The sequence below is a fragment of the Nonomuraea jabiensis genome, from assembly GCF_014204795.1.
Classification (GTDB): Bacteria; Actinomycetota; Actinomycetes; order Streptosporangiales; family Streptosporangiaceae; genus Nonomuraea; species Nonomuraea jabiensis.
The window spans coordinates 9,453,092-9,471,319 of sequence record NZ_JACHMB010000001.1 but is presented as its reverse complement, the minus strand read 5'-3'; the positions used below and the strand labels follow the sequence as shown (position 1 = coordinate 9,471,319).

Annotated in this window: 16 protein-coding genes and 1 pseudogene; 5 read left to right on the top strand and 12 right to left on the bottom strand. The window is 70.8% G+C overall.

From position 1 onward, the window contains the following. Positions 1-2: 2 nt before the first annotated feature. The gene (locus HD596_RS43230) at positions 3-680 is read right to left on the bottom strand and encodes a response regulator (RefSeq protein ID WP_185075185.1); all 678 of its coding nucleotides are present in this window, start codon (positions 678-680) and stop codon (positions 3-5) included. Next, positions 677-2,305 carry a sensor histidine kinase gene (locus HD596_RS43225; RefSeq protein ID WP_221519819.1) on the bottom strand — a complete coding sequence of 543 codons (1,629 nt, stop codon included), beginning with the start codon at positions 2,303-2,305 and terminating at the stop codon, positions 677-679. The genes HD596_RS43230 and HD596_RS43225 overlap by 4 nt, the downstream gene beginning before the upstream one ends. Positions 2,306-2,402: 97 nt before the next feature. On the opposite strand from HD596_RS43225, the gene HD596_RS43220 reads away from it, so the two are divergent. From HD596_RS43220 to HD596_RS43200, 5 genes are all read left to right on the top strand, one after another. Then, the gene (locus HD596_RS43220; RefSeq protein ID WP_313046324.1) at positions 2,403-3,419 is read left to right on the top strand and encodes a Bug family tripartite tricarboxylate transporter substrate binding protein; all 1,017 of its coding nucleotides are present in this window, start codon (positions 2,403-2,405) and stop codon (positions 3,417-3,419) included. Beyond that, positions 3,416-3,922 (top strand): tripartite tricarboxylate transporter TctB family protein, encoded by a 507-nt coding sequence (locus HD596_RS43215; protein ID WP_185075184.1) that lies wholly within the window; start codon positions 3,416-3,418, stop codon positions 3,920-3,922. Before HD596_RS43220 ends, HD596_RS43215 begins: the two co-directional genes overlap by 4 nt. Next, positions 3,922-5,406 carry a tripartite tricarboxylate transporter permease gene (locus HD596_RS43210; RefSeq protein WP_185075183.1) on the top strand — a complete coding sequence of 495 codons (1,485 nt, stop codon included), beginning with the start codon at positions 3,922-3,924 and terminating at the stop codon, positions 5,404-5,406. The genes HD596_RS43215 and HD596_RS43210 overlap by 1 nt, the downstream gene beginning before the upstream one ends. Then, positions 5,403-5,795, top strand: a complete 393-nt coding sequence (locus HD596_RS43205) for a universal stress protein (protein WP_185075182.1) — start codon at positions 5,403-5,405, stop codon at positions 5,793-5,795. The genes HD596_RS43210 and HD596_RS43205 overlap by 4 nt, the downstream gene beginning before the upstream one ends. Before the next feature lie 82 nt (positions 5,796-5,877). Beyond that, complete coding sequence (locus tag HD596_RS43200; RefSeq protein ID WP_221519817.1) at positions 5,878-6,966, top strand: MBL fold metallo-hydrolase; 1,089 nt, start codon at positions 5,878-5,880, stop codon at positions 6,964-6,966. Positions 6,967-7,176: 210 nt separating this feature from the next. Here HD596_RS43200 and HD596_RS43195 read toward each other — a convergent pair. The 10 genes and pseudogenes from HD596_RS43195 to HD596_RS43150 all read right to left on the bottom strand — a co-directional run. Next, positions 7,177-7,674 (bottom strand): annotated as a pseudogene (locus HD596_RS43195) (MFS transporter); the annotation flags it as partial. Between the two features lie 288 nt (positions 7,675-7,962). Continuing rightward, positions 7,963-9,546 (bottom strand): DUF1593 domain-containing protein, encoded by a 1,584-nt coding sequence (locus HD596_RS43190; RefSeq protein ID WP_185075181.1) that lies wholly within the window; start codon positions 9,544-9,546, stop codon positions 7,963-7,965. Positions 9,547-9,588: 42 nt separating this feature from the next. Then, positions 9,589-10,599 (bottom strand): D-ribose ABC transporter substrate-binding protein, encoded by a 1,011-nt coding sequence (locus tag HD596_RS43185; RefSeq protein ID WP_185075180.1) that lies wholly within the window; start codon positions 10,597-10,599, stop codon positions 9,589-9,591. Between the two features lie 17 nt (positions 10,600-10,616). Beyond that, positions 10,617-11,714: an ABC transporter permease gene (locus HD596_RS43180; RefSeq protein WP_185075179.1), complete on the bottom strand. Its 1,098-nt coding sequence runs from the start codon at positions 11,712-11,714 to the stop codon at positions 10,617-10,619. Then, entirely contained in the window at positions 11,711-13,240 is a 1,530-nt protein-coding gene (locus HD596_RS43175) for a sugar ABC transporter ATP-binding protein (protein WP_185075178.1), read from the bottom strand. Before HD596_RS43175 ends, HD596_RS43180 begins: the two co-directional genes overlap by 4 nt. After that, on the bottom strand, positions 13,237-13,884 hold the full coding sequence (locus HD596_RS43170; RefSeq protein WP_185075177.1) for a DUF2291 family protein: 648 nt from the start codon (positions 13,882-13,884) through the stop codon (positions 13,237-13,239). Before HD596_RS43170 ends, HD596_RS43175 begins: the two co-directional genes overlap by 4 nt. After that, a complete protein-coding gene (locus HD596_RS43165) occupies positions 13,881-15,347 on the bottom strand; it encodes an FGGY family carbohydrate kinase (RefSeq protein WP_185075176.1) in 1,467 nt (488 codons plus the stop codon). The genes HD596_RS43170 and HD596_RS43165 overlap by 4 nt, the downstream gene beginning before the upstream one ends. Beyond that, entirely contained in the window at positions 15,340-16,296 is a 957-nt protein-coding gene (locus HD596_RS43160; RefSeq protein ID WP_185075175.1) for a transketolase family protein, read from the bottom strand. Before HD596_RS43160 ends, HD596_RS43165 begins: the two co-directional genes overlap by 8 nt. Next, on the bottom strand, positions 16,296-17,207 hold the full coding sequence (locus HD596_RS43155) for a transketolase (protein ID WP_221519815.1): 912 nt from the start codon (positions 17,205-17,207) through the stop codon (positions 16,296-16,298). The genes HD596_RS43160 and HD596_RS43155 overlap by 1 nt, the downstream gene beginning before the upstream one ends. Next, on the bottom strand, positions 17,204-18,205 hold the full coding sequence (locus HD596_RS43150) for a sugar phosphate isomerase/epimerase family protein (RefSeq protein ID WP_185075174.1): 1,002 nt from the start codon (positions 18,203-18,205) through the stop codon (positions 17,204-17,206). Before HD596_RS43150 ends, HD596_RS43155 begins: the two co-directional genes overlap by 4 nt. Positions 18,206-18,228 lie beyond the last annotated feature (23 nt).

The following is an 18,228-nucleotide window of genomic DNA, read 5'->3' as shown; positions in this document are numbered from 1 at the left end:
TGTCAGGCGGGATGATGCCACCGGTAGCGGCGTTCCGGGCGGCCGGTGCCACCGTAGCGCAGGGAGACCTCGGCCGCGCCGATGGCGGTGAGGTGTTCGAGGTAGCGGCGAGCGCTGACCCGGGAGATGCCGACCTGGGTGGCGCATTCGGTGGCCGACAGGGTGCCGCCGGTCTCGGTGAGGACGCGTTTGACCAGTTCGGCGGTCTCGACGCTCATGCCTTTGGGCAGCGCGGCGGGCACGGGTGAGCCGCCCGCGGCCAGCAGCCGGTCCACGTCGGCCTGGCTGGTGATGACCGTGGTGCCGAGGGCGGCGCGCTGGGCGGCGTAGCGTTCCAGCCGGACCCGCAGGTCGTCGAAGTCGAACGGTTTGAGCAGGTAGTTGCTGACGCCCCGGCGGGCGGCGCCGCGCACCGCGTCCAGTTCACGCGCGGCGCTGATCACGATGACGTCGCAGTCGTGGCCGGCGGCGCGCATCCGGGTGATGACCTCCAGCCCGAACACATCAGGCAGGTAGAGGTCGAGCAGCACCAGGTCGGGGCGCAGCGCGGCGATGCGGTCCAGGGCCTGCTCGCCGGTGCTGGCGGTGCCGATCACGCGGAAGCCGTCGACCTGGCTGACGAAGCCGCTGTTGACCTTGGCGACCATGAAGTCGTCGTCCACGACCAGTACGTCGATCATCGGGGGGTCTCCATCGTCTCGTGGATCTGCTGTCCGATGGACAGGCGGGCGGTGAACATGGCGCCGTCGGTGGTGTTGGTGACGGTGACCTCGCCGCCGCGGCGGTGGCAGACGAGCTGAGTGAGCGCCAGGCCGATGCCGCGTTCGCCGCCTTGGGCGGCTTTGGTGGTGAAGCCGCGGGTGAACACCTCGCGGGCGAGCTCGGGGGCGACGCCGGGGCCGGAGTCGCGGACGACGATCTCGACGCTGGAGGTGTCCTGGCGCAACTCGACCTCGACCCAGGCACCGTCAGCCGCCCCGCTGGCGGCGTCGATGGCGTTGTCGACGAGGTTGCCGGTGACGGTGGCCACGTCCGCGGCGTCCAGGGGGTCGAGCCGGTCCAGCGCGGTGCGCTCGGACAGACGCAGCTCGACGCGGCGTTCGGCGGCGAGCGAGGATTTGGCCATCAGCAGCGCCGCCACCGAGGTGTCGCCGATGCCGCTGCTCAGCTTCAGGTCGAGGGATTCGCGGTGCTTGCGGATGGCCCGGATGTAGCGGACGACCTCGTCGTGCTCCTTGACCTGGATCAGCCCGGAGATGACGTGGAGCTGGTTGGCGAACTCGTGGGCCTGGGCGCGCAGCAGCTCGGTGGAGCTGCGGAAGGAGCCGAGTTCGCGTTCGAGCTGGGCGAGCTCGGTGCGGTCGCGCAAGGTGGTCACCGAGCCGAGGCGGCGTCCGTCCGCGCGGATGGTCATCCGGTTCATCACCAGCACGCGGCCGCGGTGGATGGCGATCTCGTCGCGGGCCTCGCCGGCGCCGGTCAGCACGTCGTACAGGCGCTCGTGGATGCCGAGCGCGGGCAGGCTCATGCCGACGCAGTGCTCGGGCAGGTCCAGCAGGGCGCGGCCCATGTCGTTGACCATGGTGAGCCGGCGCTGCTGGTCGAGTGCGATGACGCCTTCGGCGATGCCGTGCAGCATGGCCTCGCGGTGCTCGGCCAGCCCGGCGATCTCGCGGGGCTCCATGCCGAGGGTCTGGCGTTTGACCCGCCGGGCCAGCAGCCAGGAGCCGAGGCCGCCGAGCAGGCTGGCGACGCTGAGGTAGGTCAGCAGGTAGGAGGAGGCGCCGACCAGCCGTTGCCACACGGTGGGGGCGGCCACCCCGATCGAGACCGTCCCGAGGTGGTGGCCGTTGCGGCCAGGGGCGTCGTCCAGGACCGGCACCTGGGCGGCGACCTCCGGGGTTCCGTCGAGGACGAGGTGGCCGGACCATCCCCGCGCGCGGGCCACGCCCGCATCGCCCAGCGGCAGCGCCGTGTCCAGCAGGGTGGGGTTGGTCGAGCTGATGATGGTGCCGCGCACGTCGGCCACGGTCACCGAGGTGACGCCGGACTGGTTCAGCGTCGAGTGCAGCAGCGGGGCGAGCACCTCCCGCGGCGCCGGCCGGTCGATCTGGGCGCGCAGCAGCGGGTTCCACGCCAGCTGCTCGGCCAGCGCGGTCACCCGCCGCCCCTCGACCCGGTCGAACGTCGCCGCCGACTGCGCCAGCGAGATCGCGCCGACGGCGAGCAGGACCACCACGACGATGGCCAGTTGCAGGATGAGCATCTCGCCGGCCAGGGTCGCACGGCGGCGTCTGATGAACACAATGAACACAATCTCCGCTGGTCACACAAGGAAGACGGCCCGCGGGCCGAGTTCGCATAATCATGGCGCTGCACTTCTCAATGCGAAAGAGACAACTGTGAGAAATCGGATCAGCGTCGTGCTCGGCGCCCTGGCGGCGCTGTCGATGGTCGCGGTCAGCGCCTGCGGAGCGACCGCACCCAAGCAGGACGGCACAAGCGCCAGCGCCAACGCGGCGGGTGAGCCCCTCAGCGGGCTGCGCATCATGGTGCCCAACACGCCCGGCGGCGGCTACGACACCACCGCCCGCACCGCCGCCAAGGTCATGGAGGACACCAAGATCGCCGCCGGGGTGCAGGTGTTCAACCTGCCCGGCGCGGGCGGCACGGTCGGCCTGCAGCGCACCATCAACGAGAAGGGCAACGGCAAGCTCGCGCTGCTGATGGGCCTGGGCGTGGCCGGCGCCTCCTACGCGTCGAAGTCCAAGGCGACGCTCACCCAGACCACCCCGATCGCCAAGCTCATCGAGGAGGCCGGCGCGATCGTCGTCGCCAAGGACTCGCCGTACCAGACGATCGGCGACCTGGTGGAGGCGTGGAAGAAGGACCCCAAGAAGGTGACCGTCGGCGGCGGCTCCTCGCCGGGCGGGCCGGACCACCTGCTGCCGATGCAGCTGGCCAAGGCCGTCGGCATCGACCCCAAGCAGGTCAACTTCGTCTCCTACGACGGCGGCGGCGAACTGCTGCCCGCGATCCTCGGCAACAAGATCGGCTTCGGCGCGAGCGGCTACGGCGAGTTCCTCGACCAGGTCGAGGCGGGCACCGTGCGGATCCTCGCGGTGACCAGCGCCGAGCCGATCGACGTGGTCAAGGACGTGCCCACGCTCAAGGCCTCCGGCATCGACCTGGTCTTCAGCAACTGGCGCGGCATCGTCGCGCCGCCCGGGATCAGCGACGCCGACAGGAAGATGTGGATCGACGCCATCACCCGGATGCACGACTCGGCGGAATGGAAGAGCGAGCTGACCAAGCGCGGCTGGACCGACTCCTTCCTCACCGGCGAGCAGTTCACCACCTACCTCGCCGAACAGGACAAGAGCGTCGCCGACATCCTGTCCGAGCTCGGGCTGGCATGAGCCCGGACACCTCGGCGCCGGTCCAGGACCGCGCACAGTACGGCGTGTGCGCGGTCCTGGCCGTCACAGGACTCCTGGTGATCGCCGACGCCCTCCGCATCACCCACCTGACCAGCAGCAACGACCCCATCGGGCCCCGCCCGGTGCCGATCCTGCTGGGCGTGTGCCTGCTCGTCGTCGCGCTGGTGTACGGCATCGACGTGGCCCGCGGCGGCCGCGGCGAACCGGAGGCCGGCGAGGACATCGACCTGGCCACCCGCATCGACTGGCGCACCGTGCTGCTGCTGATCGGCGTCTTCCTGCTCAACGCGGCGCTGATCGACTGGCTGGGCTGGGTCATCAGCGGCACCCTCCTGTTCTGGGGCGCGGCCTTCGCCCTGGGCAACCGGCACCACCTGCGCGGCCTGATCATCGCCGTCGCGCTGGCCCTGATCACCTTCTACGCGTTCGCGATCGGCCTGGGCGTCAACCTCCCGGCCGGCGTGCTGCAAGGCATTCTGTAATGGACAACCTGAACCTGCTGCTCGACGGCTTCGCCAACGTCATGTCTCCGGGCAACCTGCTGGTCGCCCTCATCGGCGTGATCGCCGGCACCGCCGTCGGCGTCCTGCCCGGCATCGGCCCCGCCATGACCGTCGCACTACTGCTGCCCATCACCTACGGCATGGACCCGACCCAGGCGTTCATCCTGTTCGCCGGCATCTTCTACGGCGGCATGTACGGCGGCTCCACGACCTCCATCCTGCTCAACACCCCCGGCGAGTCCTCCTCGGTCATCACCTCCATCGAGGGCAACAAGATGGCCAAGGCCGGCCGCGCCGCCCAGGCCCTGGCCACCGCCGCGATCGGCTCGTTCGTCGCCGGCACCATCGCCACCCTGGCGCTCGTGCTCGTCACGCCGTTCGTGGTCCGCTTCGCCATCAGCCTCGGCGCGCCCGACTACTTCGCCATCATGCTGCTGGCCTTCGTCGCCGTCTCGGCCACGCTCGGCAGCTCCCGGGTCCGCGGCTTCGCCGCGCTGCTGATCGGGCTGGTCATCGGCACGATCGGCATCGACGGCGTGACCGGCCAGCAACGGCTCACGCTCGGCATCCCGCAGCTGGCGGACGGCATCGACGTGGTCGTCGTCGCCGTCGGCATCTTCGCCGTCGGCGAGGCGCTGTGGGTCGCCGCGCACCTGCGCCGCAAGGCCGCCCCCGTCGTCCCGGTCGGCCGCCCGTGGATGGGCGCCGAGGACTGGAAGCGCTCCTGGAAGCCCTGGCTGCGCGGCACCGCGCTCGGCTTCCCGTTCGGCGCGCTGCCCGCCGGCGGCGCCGAGATCCCGACCTTCCTGTCCTACGCCGCCGAAAAGCGGCTGGCCAAGCGGCCGGAGGAGTTCGGCCACGGCGCCATCGAAGGAGTCGCCGGGCCGGAGGCCGCCAACAACGCCTCCGCCGCCGGCACGCTCGTGCCGATGCTGGCCATAGGCCTGCCCACCACCGCCGTGTCCGCGGTGATGCTGGCCGCTTTCGAGTCCTACGGCATCCAGCCCGGGCCGCTGCTGTTCGACCGCCAGCCGACCCTGGTCTGGACGCTGATCGCCAGCCTGTTCGTGGGCAACCTGCTGCTGCTCGTGCTCAACCTGCCGCTCGCGCCCGCCTGGGCCCGGCTGCTGCGCATCCCGCGTCCCTACCTGTACGCGGGCATCCTGTTCTTCGCCTCCATGGGCGCCTACGCCGTCAACGCCCAGCCGTTCGACCTGATCCTGCTGCTCGCGCTCGGCCTGCTCGGCTTCGGCATGCGCCGCTTCGGACTGCCCGTCCTGCCGCTGATCGTCGGCGTCATCCTCGGCCCCCGCGCCGAGCTGCAAGGCCGCCGCTCCCTGCAACTGTCCGGCGGCGAGCTGTCGGGCCTGCTCGGCGGGCCCGTCTCCTACGCCATCTACGCCATCATCCTCATCGTGCTGGCCTGGCCCTTGATCAAGCGCATCGTCCGGAGGCCCTCGTGACAGTCCTGGTCGGCTACGTCCCCACCCCGGAAGGCGAAGCGGCCCTGCACGCCGGCATCGCCGAAGCCCAGCGCCGGGCCGAACCCCTGATCGTGGTCAACACCTCCACCGGCGAGGCCCCCGTCGACCCGCACCTGGCGCCCCAGCCCGACCTCGACCGCATCACCCGGGCGCTGGCGGACTCGCGCGTCAGTTACGACGTCCGGCAGCTGTTCGGCGGCGACGACACCGCCGAACAGCTCGTCGAGCTGGCGCAGCAACTGGCCGCGTCCGTGCTCGTCATCGGCATCCGTCACCGCACCCCCGTCGGCAAGCTGATCATGGGCTCCACCGCCCAGCGCGTCCTGCTGGACGCCACCTGCCCCGTCCTGGCCGTCAAGGCCGGCTGACCCCTCCGGCCCCCACCCGCACGGTGCCCGGCCCCAACCGGCCCGCGCCGCAGACCCCCCAGTTCTCGTACGAGAGGCACCCATGCAGGACATCCCCCGCCGCGCCATCCTGGCCGGCATCCCCGCCACCGCCGTGGCCGCCACCCTGGCCACCACCGCCACCCCCGCCCACGCCGACGACCACTACCGCCCCCAGCGGGGCATGCCCCGCGAGATCCGGATGACCTGGTTCGGCATCACCAACTGGCACTACCAGATCGGCGACGTCGGCATCCTGCTCGACGGCGCCGTCGGCTACCCTGCCCGCACCCCCGACCCCGCCGTCGTGCAGAAGGTCCGCACCGCCCTGGCCGAGACCGGCACCATCGACTACATCCTGCTCGGCCACCAGCACGGCGACCACTCCGTCGACACCCCCGAATGGGCCAAACAGACCGGCGTCCCGCTGATCGCCTCCCAAGCCGCCTGCGAGGAGGCAATCGCCTACGGCGTCCCCCGCTCCCAGTGCCGCCCCGTCAAGGGCGGCGAGGTCCTCCGCCTGAGCAAGCACGTCGAGATGCACGTCATCAAATGGGTCCACAGCGTCGACGTCGGAGAGACCAGCGGCCCCGACGGCGGCATCGAGACCTTCGGCTTCCTGTTCAAGGTGCAGACCCCCGGCAAGACGCTCACCATGTTCCTGTCCGACAGCGGCGCCGGCGGAGCCGAGCTCACCAAGGAACACATCGTCGGCGGCGAGAACCGCGGCGCACCGCTCACCAACCTCGGCAAGGCCATGCGCGCCGCCGATCTGCAAACCTTCGAACTGTGGCAGCCAGGCCCGGAATCACGCGTGGTCACCCAGGCCCGGGTGATCGTGCCCACCTTCCGCCCCACCACGCTCATGCCGCATCACATCGGCGCCCGCGGCGGCTTCAACCTGTTCGGCGGCCTGCACTACGCCTTCGACCCCGCCGAGGTCCCCAAGCTCATGAAGGTCCTGGCCGACTTCGACGTCACGCTCGTCCCGCCGATCAACTACTTCGACGCCTGGGTCTACGACAAGCGGGGACTGCGATCCGTCGACAACTCGCGGGTCAAGCGCGCCCTCGGCCTGCCCGCCTCCGGGCCGGGCCCCAACCCCCAGGGCCCCAACCCGCGCAGCGGCGAGATGGAAGGCCCCGAGGACTGATCCGCCGTCCGGGCGCCGCGGCCACCGCAGCTCATCATGGGCAAGATCCGGCACAAGAATCCCCGCACCGCCATGCGCTACGTCAACCCGGCGCTGAGGCCATCGCCAAGGTCACCGAGGTCCTGGCACCGCGTCGCCGTACCCACTGATCAGCAACTTCTCCGAGGGTGAGGGACACTGCCCCTTTCCCTTGTACTTGGTCTGGCCCCCGAAACCGTTCAACGGTGGAAGGGCCGCGCTGCCGAAGGTGATGGTCATCCGGGCCAGGACGACGCCGACCACGACGCTGGAGACGGAGCTGCCGATGGCCCGCATGAGGGTGTTGAGGCTGTTGGCGGCGGCGGTCTCGGACACCGGTAACGCCGCCATGATCAAAGAGGGCAGGGCGCCGTAAACGAATCCGATCCCGGCGCCGATCACACAGGAGGCCAGCACGAGCTGCCAGATCGCGGACATCGACACGATGCCGACATGGCGAACGTGGCGAAGCCGAAGGCGCCGGCGGCGAGGTTGGTCAGCAGCACCTGGGGGCGTGCGGCAGTGCGCAGGTTGACCAGCGGCTGCCGGCCGCGCCACCGACAGCCCTGCCGCACCGGTCAGGTCGAAGCGCCCGCCGGTGCGGACCGGGGATTCCGGCACGAGCACGAGCACGAGCACGAGCACGAGCGCCACGGCGACGCTGCCGACGGCAGCCGAGGTCCAGAACAGCAGCGCCGAGCCCGCCCGCGAGCCGCATCAGCCGGTCGGCGACCTGGACGCTCTTCTGCGGCAGGCGTTGCACCGTAGCCTGCAGGGTCCGGCTCCAGGCGGCGAGGCCGACCACCTCGCCGCCGTGGCGAGCGGTGGGACGACATCCTCCTGAGGGAGGGTGACCACGGTGCGGACGAGGCCCCGCGTGACCGCCCCCTTGAGGAGGGCGGGGCACGCGGGGCCGGGAGAGGTTGAGCGGGCGATCGCCGGCCGGCGGATGCCCTGCTCGTGGTACATGCGAGATGCTCAGCTCCGCACGGTCAGCACCACGCGCTGGTACGAGGTGAGGGGCTGGGTGCCGTCTTCCGCGCCCTGCAGGATGAGGTGGATGGTCTGGCCGTTCGCCGCGTCGCGGGGAATCTGGAGCCGCACCTGGGTAAGGCCGCGCGTGAGCCGGCTCTGCGCCAGTTCGACGGTGCCCGGATAGGTGTCGGCGTCGGTGTACTGCCACCACCTGGCGGTGACGGCGTTCCGGTCGGGGTCGGTGACGTGCCCGTTGAGCGTCACCACCTGGCCGGGGCGGACGTCACGGTCCAGTGGCCCGGAGACGCTGACGTCCGGCTCGTGGTTGACCTCGTCGTACCTGCGGGTGGTGGTCCACTTCAGCCGGGCGGCGAAGTCGTGCTGGGCGGCGCGGAACCAGCGGGTGGAGGCGTAGTTGGCGGAGGCGGTGCCGTCGGGGGCGACGTCGGTCCCGGCGCGGCCGCCCCAGCCGCCCCAGCTTGCGTCGGTGCCGGCGCGCAGGCCGTTGTCGAGGAGGTTCATGAAGATCGAGGTGTCTCCTTCGGAGATCCACGACCCCTTCTCCTGGAGGGAGGTCCACACGACGTAGCCCTTCTCCCTGAGCTGTTCGGCGGTCACGCCGGAGAAGCCGAAGAAGTCGAAGATGTCGTCGGGCACCATTTGCTTGCCATCGCCCCAGACCCGGTAGAACGGTCCGAACGGCCCGACTCCGGACACGTTGGCGCTGGTCCACTCGGCCGACAGGAGTTCCGCGTCCGCGGGCAGGACGGCCCGGCGAGCGCCGTAACCCCAGATGGTGGTGGCCATCTGGCGGAACTCGAGGTCCGGCCAGTTGGGTCCGATGTACTTGGCGTAGGTGTCGTCCTGGTCGCCGAACGACTGGATGATCGCCTTCTGCGACACCTTGCGGTAGATCTCCGGCCAGTACGGCGTCTGCTCGTACTGGTCCTTGATGGATTTCAGGGCGCGGGCGATCGTGCTCTGGCCCGCCCCGGTGAGCAGGTACAGAGGGCCGGGCTCGTTGTCGAGGAGTTTGCGCTTGATGAGGTCGGAGCCCGGGGAATCCTTGGAGATGTCGCCGTCGAACTCGATGTTGCCGTCGAGGATCTTGGACTTCAGCTCCCGGGGGCTCGGGTACCCCTTGGCGTGTGTCCGCAGGTTCGGGTACGCCTGCGCGTACAGGTCGACGGCCTCGTGGATGAAGCGTTCGCCGGGCTTCCACCGCCAGGACGTGCACGGGCAGATGTCGCGCCCGATCCGGTCGTACTCGCGCCCGGGCACGAACCACTTGGTGCCCTTGCCGTCGCCCGCCCAGTGGACGCCGCTGCTGGCGTACAGCAGGCCCTCGGTGTCGAACTCGTTGCTGTAGAGCAGGTAGCGGATCAGGGTGTTCTGGTCGTCCAGCTCGGGATCGTGCATGAGGATGACACGGGGCTTGCCGCCGCCGTCCCCATGGCGGACGTCGTCCACGGCGGGGGCGGCGGCCGCCCCCACGGGCAGCGCCGTGCCGCAGGTGACGAGGACGACGAGCGCTGGGATGGCGGCTCTTTTCAACACGCGGCCGACTAACGCCACGGTCCTTCTCATTTCTGTTCCGCTCCTTCTCTGTCTGGTTACGGCCTCGTCCGACTACTTCCGGGCGAAGACGCCGAATTCGTCGGCGTTGTCGGCCGTAACCAGCTCGCAGTCGATGGACTGCTTCTCGTCCTTGCCCGTCTTGCCGGTCTTGATGAACTGGTCGGCCTGGTCCACGGCGCTGGTCGCGCCGAGCGCGGCGGGCTGCAGCGCGGTGGCGTGCATCTCCCCCGCCTTGATGGCGGCGATGGCGTCCGGGCTGCCGTCGAAGCCGACGACCACGACCTTCTTCAGCAGTCCCGCGGCCTTCAGCGCCGCGACCGCGCCCAGGGCCATGGTGTCGTTGCCGGCGATGACGCCCTGGATGTCACGGCTCTTCTGGATGATGGTCTCCATCTTGGTGAACGCCTCCTGCTGGTCCCAGTTGGCGCTCTCCTTGGCCACCGGCTTCATGTCCGGGTACTGGGAGATCACGTCGGCGAAGCCCTTGGAGCGGACGCTGGCGTTGGTGTCGGACTCCTTGCCGACCAGCTCGACGTAGTTGCCCTTGCTCTTCATCGCCTCCACGAACGACTGCGCGACCAGCTGGGCGCCCTGGGAGTTGTTGGAGACGATCTGGGCCTTGGCGACGCCGGTGGCGTTGATCTCCCGGTCGATCAGGAAGACCGGGATGCCGCCCTGCGCGGCCTTGCGGACCGGGCCGATGGAGGCGTCGGCGCCCGCGTTGTCCAGGATGATCGCCTTGGCCTGGCGGGAGATGGCGGCGTCGATCAGCTCGCTCTGCTTGTTCGGGTCGTCGTCGTGGGAGGCCACGGAGGTCTGGTAGCCGAGCTTCTCGGCCTGGGCCTTGGCCGCCTCGGCCTCGGCCTTGAAGAACGGGTTGTCGTGCGACGGGGTGATGATCGCGATCAGGCCGCCCGCGGTCGCGCCGCCGCTGCTCGCGGACGCGCTGGTGGCGGGCTGTTCCGCGCTGCTGCCGCCGCTGCCGCCGCTGCCGCAGGCGGCCAGCGTGGTACAGCCGAGCAGGACGGACAGGGCCAGGGTGATGACACGGGTAGGGGGCATGGGTGTCTCCTTGTGGTTCAGTCGTGCTTCTTGCTTGCCGCGACCGCCGCCGCGGCGGCTCCCCGTCGCTTGAATCGCTGCTGGCCCTGGTCGAGCATCACGGCGAGGATGATGACCGCGCCCTTGATGAGGATCTGCCAGAACGTCGACACGCCCAGGATCACCAGGCCGTCGGCGAGAAAGCCGATGACGAACGCGCCGACCAGGGTGCCGCGCACGGTCCCCCGGCCGCCGCTGAGCGCGGCGCCCCCGATGACCACCGCCGCGATGGCATTGAGCTCGTACGTCTCCCCCGCCTGGGGTGCGGCCGAGGTGAGCTCCGAGGCGATGATGAGCCCGGCCACGGCCGCGCACGCGCCGGAGATCACGTACACGATCGTCTTGACCCGCCTGATCGGCACGCCGGACAGGTCCGCGGCCCGCTCGTTGCCGCCGGTGGCGTACAGCCAGCGGCCGAACGGGGACTTGGCCAGCAGCAGCGTGACCACCACGGCCAGCGCGATCATGATCCAGATGGAGGTGGGCAGGCCGAGCGGGCGCCCGCTGCCGAGCAGCTCGAAGCCGGTGTTGCCGAGCGCCGGGTTGCCGCCCAGGTTGGGGTAGGTGGCGCCGTTGGAGATGAGCATCGCCGCGCCGCGGGCCACGTACAGCATGCCGAGCGTGGCGATGAACGGCGCCACGTTGAAGCGGGTGACGAGGATCCCGTTGATCACGCCGACCGCCATGCCGACCGCGACGCACAGCACGATCACCACCCACACCGGCGGGTAGGCGATCACGCCGCCGACGTGCAGGCCGCCCAGCAGCTCACCGGCGACCACGCCGGACAGGCCGACGATCGAGCCGACCGACAGGTCGATGCCGCCCTTGAGGATCACCAGCAGCATGCCCAGCGCGATCACGCCGTTGATGGCGACGTGCTTGGTCATGGTGATCAGGTTCGGCACGGTCAGGAACGCGTCGGACAGCACGCTGAACACCACGATGAGCACGGCGAGCGCGATGAACGCGCGCAGCTCGAAGGCCACGTTCAGCAGGGACAGCCGGCGTGCCGTGGCGGCGGCCCGGTCCGGCCGGGCGGTCTCGGCCGCCGGCCTGGACGCTGTGGAGGTCATCGGACGGCACCTCCGTTCGTGGCGCCGTCGGATACGCGCATGAGTTCCTCCCGATCGATCTCTCCGCGCCGGTACTCGCCCACGACGGCGCCGCGGGCGAGCACGAGCAGCCGGTCGGGGATGTGCAGTGCTTCCTCGGCCTCGGAGGTGGTGAACAACACGGCCAGCCCGCGGCGCGCCTGCTCGGCCATGAGCTGGAAGATGTCGGCCTTGGCGCCGACGTCCACGCCGCGCGACGGCTCGTCCAGCAGCAGCACGCGCGGGCCTGTCAGCAGCGCCTTGCCGATGACGACCTTCTGCTGGTTGCCGCCGCTGAGCGAGCCGATGGCGGCCTTGGCGCCGCTGGTCTTGACGGTGATGTCGGCGATGACCCGCCGCACGGCCTCGCCCTCGCGCGCCGCGGAGACGAACAGCCGCCGCACGTACTGGTAGAGCCCGGCCAGCGACAGGTTCTCGCCCACGGTCATGGTCTGCACGAGCCCGTCGCGCTGCCGGTCCTCGGGCACGAGCACCAGGCCGCGCTGGATGCGGTCGCGGATGCCCGCCGGCGCCAGCGGCTCGCCCGCGAGGACGATCTCGCCGGACGCGGGCGTGATGCGCCCGGCGAGCGCTTCGAGCAGCTCGGTGCGCCCGGACCCCATGAGCCCGTAGACGCCGACGATCTCCCCGGCGCGCAGGGTCAGGGTCACGCCGCTGACGGCGAGCCGGTCGGGGTTGGCGGGGTCGGTCACGACCAGCTCGCGCAGGTCGAGCACCGGCTCCCCGGCCTGCGCCGCGCGGTCGGGGAACAGGGTGTCCTGGTCGCGGCCGACCATCTGCTCGACGATCCACCGCAGGTCCACCTCGGCGGCCTCGGCGGTGGCGACGAGCGTGCCGTCGCGCAGCACCACGACGTCGTCGGCGATGTCCAGCGCCTCGTCCAGGTGGTGGGAGATGTAGACCACGGCGACCCCGCGTGCCGTGAGGTCGCGGATGACCTTGAACAGCACCTCCACCTCGGGCGCGGTGAGCGCGGAGGTGGGCTCGTCCATGATCAGCACCCTGGTGTCCTGGAGCAGGGCCCGCGCGATCTCCACGATCTGCTGCTGGCCGAGCCGCAGGTCGGCCACCGGCGTGTCCGGGTCGAGGTCCTCCTCCAGGGTGCGCAGGACGGCGAGCGTGCGCTCGCGCTGCGCCCTGCGGTCCACCGCGCCGTACGTGGTGCGCAGCTCACGGGCCAGGAACAGGTTGTCGGTGATGCTGAGGTTCGGGCACAGGCTCAGCTCCTGATGGATGATGGCGATGCCCTGGTCGGCCGCGTCCCGCGAGGAGACCAGCCGCGCCTGGCGGCCGTCCAGCTCGACGTGGCCGGTGGTGGGCTGCTCGATCCCGGCCAGGATCTTCATCAGCGTCGACTTGCCGGCGCCGTTCTCGCCGAACAGGGCCGTCACCCTGCCCTTGGCCACGGCGAAGTCGACCCCTTTGAGCGCGTGGGTGCCGCCGTAGACCTTGGTGACCGCGCAGGCCCGCAGCACTGGCCCGCTCATGTGATCGCCACCGGAGTGATGGTCACGGTCTGCGGGGTGAGCAGCGTGAACGCGCCGGTGAAGGTGATCTCCTTGCCGTCCAGCGCCGCCGCGTCGAGGCCGTTGAGCAGCTTGGCGCGCAGCTCGTTGTTGAGCGCGGTGGCCGCGTCGGCGTACTCCACCTGGTTGGTGAACTGGCCGAAGGTGATGTATCCGGCGGCGTCGCGCAGCGCGGTGCCGTTGATGGCCGGGCCGATCTGCAGCGACACCCTGGTGTCGTCCGGCACGCCCTCGACGGTGACCGGCAGCAGGCCCGAGCGCGCCTTGCCGGCCTTGCCCGTGCCTTTGACGGCGAAGGTGTACGGGCCGCTGCTGCCCGGGCGTTTGCCGTACTTCTGCCCGGCCGCGTCCTTGTCGGCGGCCAGCGCCTTGAGCAGGACGGGCAGGTCGACGGCGGACTGCTGGATGGCGGGCACGACCTTGGCCTGGTAGTTCTGCGCGCCGAAGGCGGCCGGGTCGAACTTCTTCGGTGCCGCCGCGGCGGCCGTCTCGACGGTCCGGTATTCGGTGTCCACCGCCATGAGCACGACCAGCACGGCCACGGCCGCCGCGGCGATCCAGCGGGGCGGGACCCGCCGTCGGCGGGCCGGCTCCGTCGTGGTCATGCGATACTCCTTTCCTCGTCAGGCCGGGCCCGGCGGACGGCCTGGCGCCAGGAGGCTTTCCGGGCCTGGCGCCAGGCGTGGTCCGCTGCCGGCCGGAACTCCTCGACCGGCCTGGGGCGGTGCTCCAGCTGCTCGGTCGTCCAGAGCTTGGCGGCGAGCCCGGCGGCGTCGGCCGCGCCCAGCGCGGACAGGTCGTGCTCGCCGGAACGCGCGACGGTGCGCCCGCTGAGGTCGGCCTGTGTCCGCATCAGCCAGGCGCTGCGGGTGAGCCCGCCGTCCGCCATGAGAACGCGTACCTGCCCGACCGCCTGCTCGATGGCGGTCACGACGTCCTCGACCTGGAAGGCGACGGCCTCCAGGGCGGCGGCGGCGAGCTGGGCGCGCCGGGTGCCCAGGGTGAGGCCGGTGATGACGGGGGTGGCGTCCGGGTCCCACCAGGGGGCGCCGAGCCCGCCGAACGCGGGCACGAAGAGCACCCCGCCGGGGTCGGCGTCCTCCGCCTCGGCCAGCAGGGTCTCGGCGGGCACGTCCAGCAGCTCCGACAGCCAGGTGATGGTGCGGCCGGTGGCGCGGATGTTGCCCTCCACGGCCGGTACGGGGCCGCCGCCGACGTCCCAGGCGATGCTGCGGCACAGCCCCGCGGAGGAGCCGCCGGCGCCGATGGCCATCACTGACGAACCGGTCCCGTACGTGGCCTTGACCACGCCGGGCCGCCAGCCGGCGTGGGCGAACATCGCCGCGTGCGAGTCGCCCAGCACGGCCAGGACCGGCACCCCGTCAGGGAGCGGCGCCAGGTCGCGGACGGCGGGGAACGGTCCGCACGAGGGCACCACCCGCGGCAGCACCTCGGCCGGCACCCCGAACAGCTCCAGCAGCCGCGGATCCCAGGCCCCGGCCTGGACGCCGAGGAGCTGGGTGCGCGAGGCGTTGCCGACCTCGATGAGGTGCTCGCCGCCGAAGCGGCTCAGCAGCCAGGAGTCGACGGTGCCCAGGCACAGCTCACCCGCCCGGGCCCGGCGCCGGTCCGGATCGTACGCGTCGAGCAGCCAGCGGGCCTTGAGCGCGGAGAACATCGGGTCCAGCGGCATGCCGCTCACCGAACGCACCAGCTCGGCGGAGCCGGCCAGCTCGTGGCAGTGGCCGGCGGTGCGCTGGTCCTGCCAGCTCAGCAGCGGCCCGAGGGGTTCGCCGGTGCGGCGCTCCCACAGCACCAGCGACTCGCGCTGGTTGCTGAACCCCACACCGGCGACCCGGGCGGCCTGCTCGGTGCTGACGCACTCGGCGACCGCCCGCCGCACGCTCTGCCACAGCTCTTCGGGGTCCTGTTCCACCCAGCCGGGGCGGGGCTGGGTCTCGGTGAGCGGCGCGGACGCGCGGGAGACGACCCGGCCGGTGTCGTCCACGAGAAGGGCTTTGGTGGAGCTGGTGCCCTGGTCGATGGCCAGGATGAGCGGGCTAGTCATGGCGGAGCAGGTCTCGTGCTGAGGCGGCGATGCCCTCGGGGGACATGCCGTAGCGGTCGAGCAGGAACGCGGCCGATCCGGTGGGGGCGAACTCGGGGATGCCGAGGATGGTGACCCGGGCCGGATGGTGCTGGACGACGGTCTCGGCGACGGCGCCTCCGAGGCCGCCGACGATGGTCGATTCCTCGACGGTGACGATGCCCGCGGTCTCCCGGGCGGCGGCCACGACCGCGTCCACGTCGAGCGGTTTGACCGTCGGCATGGACAGCACCCGTGCCGAGACGCCTTCGGCTTCGAGCTGTTCGGCGGCGACCAGCGCCCGCCACAGCACGGTGCCGTTGGCGATCAGCGTCACGTCGTCGCCGTCGCGCAGCGTCACGGCCCTGCCGGGGGTGAAGGTGTAGTCGTCGGCGTTGACCTGGGGCACGCTCATGCGGCTCACCCGGACGAACACCGGCCCCTCCACCTCGGCGGCCCAGCGCAGCGCGGCGCTGGTCTCGATCGGGTCGGCCGGCACGATGACGGTCAGGTTGTCGATGGCCCGCAGCCAGGCGATGTCCTCGATGGAATGGTGGGTCGCGCCGAGCTCGCCGTAGGCCACGCCGGGGCTCATGCCGCACAGCTTCACGTTGTGGTTGGAGTAGGCCACGTCGGCCTTGATCTGCTCCAGCGCCCGGGCGGTCAGGAAGCACGAGGCCGCCGACACGAACGGGATCCGCCCGCCGTTGGCCAGGCCGGCGGCCACGCCGACCATGTCCTGCTCGGCGATGCCGACGTTGATCAGCCGGTCGGGGAAGGACTTGCGGAAGCTGGTGAGCTTGCTGGAACCGACCGAGTCGTTGACCACGCCCACGATCCGGTGGTCGGCGTGGGCCAGCTCGGACAGGGTCGCCACGTAGGCGTCCCGGCAGTCGAAACGCGGCCGGTCGGCGACCGAGGTGGACGGCATCAACGCTCCTTCTCCAGTTCGGTGAGCGCCTGGTGGTACTCGGATTCGTTCGGCACCTTGTGATGCCAGGCGACGTTGTTGCTCATGAACGAGATCGGATGTCCCTTGTGCGTGTGGGCGATCACGAACGTCGGCTTGCCGGGCCGGAACGGCACCGACGACAGCACGTCCAGCAGCTCGCCGTGGTCGTGCCCGTTGACCTCGACCACGGCGAAGCCGAAGGCGGCGGCCTTGTCGGGCAGCGGGTCGAGGTCGTTGGTCTCCTTGACGGTGGCGCCCTGCTGGAGGCGGTTGCGGTCCACGATCACGGTCAGCCGGTCGAGCTGGTGCTGGGAGGCGGCCATCATGGCCTCCCAGTTGCTGCCCTCCTGCAGCTCGCCGTCGCCGACCAGCACGTACGTACGGCGCAGCGACACGTCCAGCTTGGCCGACAGCGCGTGCCCGACCGCCACCGGCAGCCCGTGCCCGAGCGGCCCGGTGTTGGCCTCCACGCCCGGCACCTTCGTCCGGTTGGGATGGCCGTTCAGCGCCGACAGGGGCTGCAGGAACGTCGCCAGCTCGGCGACCGGCAGGAAGCCGAACGCGGCCAGCGTCGTGTAGAGCGCGCCCGCGACGTGACCCTTGCTCAGGATGAACCGGTCGCGCTCCGGATCGGTGACCCGTTCGGGGCTGATGTCGAGCACCGCTCCGTACAGGGTGGCCAGGATGTCGATCGCGGAGAAGTCGCCGCCGATGTGTCCGGCCCCCGCGTGATAGATGAGCTTCAGGTCCTGGACGCGGATCTGCCGCGCCGCCTCCGCGATGTGCGCGACCTGCTCGGCCCGGCTCGCGTGCGGGTCCAGCCGGCCCAGCACCGGCATGGTCACATGCCCCGTCACGTGGCTCTGGACGGCCTCGGCCAGCTCGGTCACGCCTCCTCCAGCCCGGTCATCGAGGTCAGCAGCGCGTTCTGCACCAGGCGCTGCGCGGCCAGCGCGTCGTGCGCGGCCTGCGCCTGGGCGAGCGCGTCGTCGTCGAGGACGTCGAGCGCGCGGTGGATCGCCTTCAGGAAGCGGATCGCCTGCTTGGCGGCCTGGACGCTGTCCTCCCTGAAGGGGAACTGGTCGAGCTGCCAGACGCCCTGCCAGTCGTTCTTGCGCAGGGTGTGGAAGAACTCGAACGTCTCCACCAGGTGCACCGAGCCGACCACCATGTCGTCGTCCCAGCCGCGCATGTTGTCGTTGACGTCGATCGCGAACAGCCGCCCGTAGTCGATCGCGAGCTGCGCCGCGTCGGCCGGGGTCTCCTGCCCGTAGAGGGAGTGGCCGAAGTCGAGCAGGATGCCCAGGTTCGGCAGGCCGATCCGCTCGATGCCGAGCAGCGTACGCGCCACGCTCGGGAAAATGATCTTCACGCGGGGCTCGCGCGGCTTGTACTCGATCACATAGTTGATCTCCGGGTGCGCCGAGCACAGCTCCTTCAGGCCGTCGAGCGCGAGCTGCCAGACGTCGTGATAGTTCACCTGGAACGGGTAGTCCCAGCCGTCCTGGCCCGGCCACAGCTTCACGTACGAGCAGCCCAGCTCCAGCGCCACCTCGGTGGCGTCGTGCATCAACGCCAGCGCCCGCTTGCGCACCGCCGGATCGGGGTTGGTGAAGGAGCCCTTCACGAAGTCACGTGTGTAGATCTCGGGGGTGATGGCGATGGCCTTCAGGCCGTTCTTGGCCAGCGCGGCCTTGACGTCGTCGAGGGTGCCGTCGAAGCCCACGAACGGCCAGTTCAGGTCGACGACCGACAGCTCGCCCACGGCGCCGGCGCGGTCGATCTGCTCCAGCAGCCCGACCGGCGGGCCGTAGCCGTCGGTGGCGTAACGGTCCTTATAGGTGGCGAAATGCCAGATACCAGCACCAAAAGTCGGCATATCAGTCATGTTGCTCACTCCTCGTCAGTCAG

What these genes read in the sequence shown, in the direction of transcription:
- HD596_RS43170 (WP_185075177.1), bottom strand. Translation starts at nt 13,884, where the DNA reads ATGACCACGACGGAGCCGGCCCGCCGACGGCGGGTCCCGCCCCGCTGG.
- HD596_RS43165 (WP_185075176.1), bottom strand. Translation starts at nt 15,347, where the DNA reads ATGACTAGCCCGCTCATCCTGGCCATCGACCAGGGCACCAGCTCCACC.
- HD596_RS43175 (WP_185075178.1), bottom strand. Translation starts at nt 13,240, where the DNA reads ATGAGCGGGCCAGTGCTGCGGGCCTGCGCGGTCACCAAGGTCTACGGC.
- HD596_RS43230 (WP_185075185.1), bottom strand. Translation starts at nt 680, where the DNA reads ATGATCGACGTACTGGTCGTGGACGACGACTTCATGGTCGCCAAGGTC.
- HD596_RS43185 (WP_185075180.1), bottom strand. Translation starts at nt 10,599, where the DNA reads ATGCCCCCTACCCGTGTCATCACCCTGGCCCTGTCCGTCCTGCTCGGC.
- HD596_RS43160 (WP_185075175.1), bottom strand. Translation starts at nt 16,296, where the DNA reads ATGCCGTCCACCTCGGTCGCCGACCGGCCGCGTTTCGACTGCCGGGAC.
- HD596_RS43215 (WP_185075184.1), top strand. Translation starts at nt 3,416, where the DNA reads ATGAGCCCGGACACCTCGGCGCCGGTCCAGGACCGCGCACAGTACGGC.
- HD596_RS43190 (WP_185075181.1), bottom strand. Translation starts at nt 9,546, where the DNA reads ATGAGAAGGACCGTGGCGTTAGTCGGCCGCGTGTTGAAAAGAGCCGCC.
- HD596_RS43210 (WP_185075183.1), top strand. Translation starts at nt 3,922, where the DNA reads ATGGACAACCTGAACCTGCTGCTCGACGGCTTCGCCAACGTCATGTCT.
- HD596_RS43200 (WP_221519817.1), top strand. Translation starts at nt 5,878, where the DNA reads ATGCAGGACATCCCCCGCCGCGCCATCCTGGCCGGCATCCCCGCCACC.
- HD596_RS43180 (WP_185075179.1), bottom strand. Translation starts at nt 11,714, where the DNA reads ATGACCTCCACAGCGTCCAGGCCGGCGGCCGAGACCGCCCGGCCGGAC.
- HD596_RS43150 (WP_185075174.1), bottom strand. Translation starts at nt 18,205, where the DNA reads ATGACTGATATGCCGACTTTTGGTGCTGGTATCTGGCATTTCGCCACC.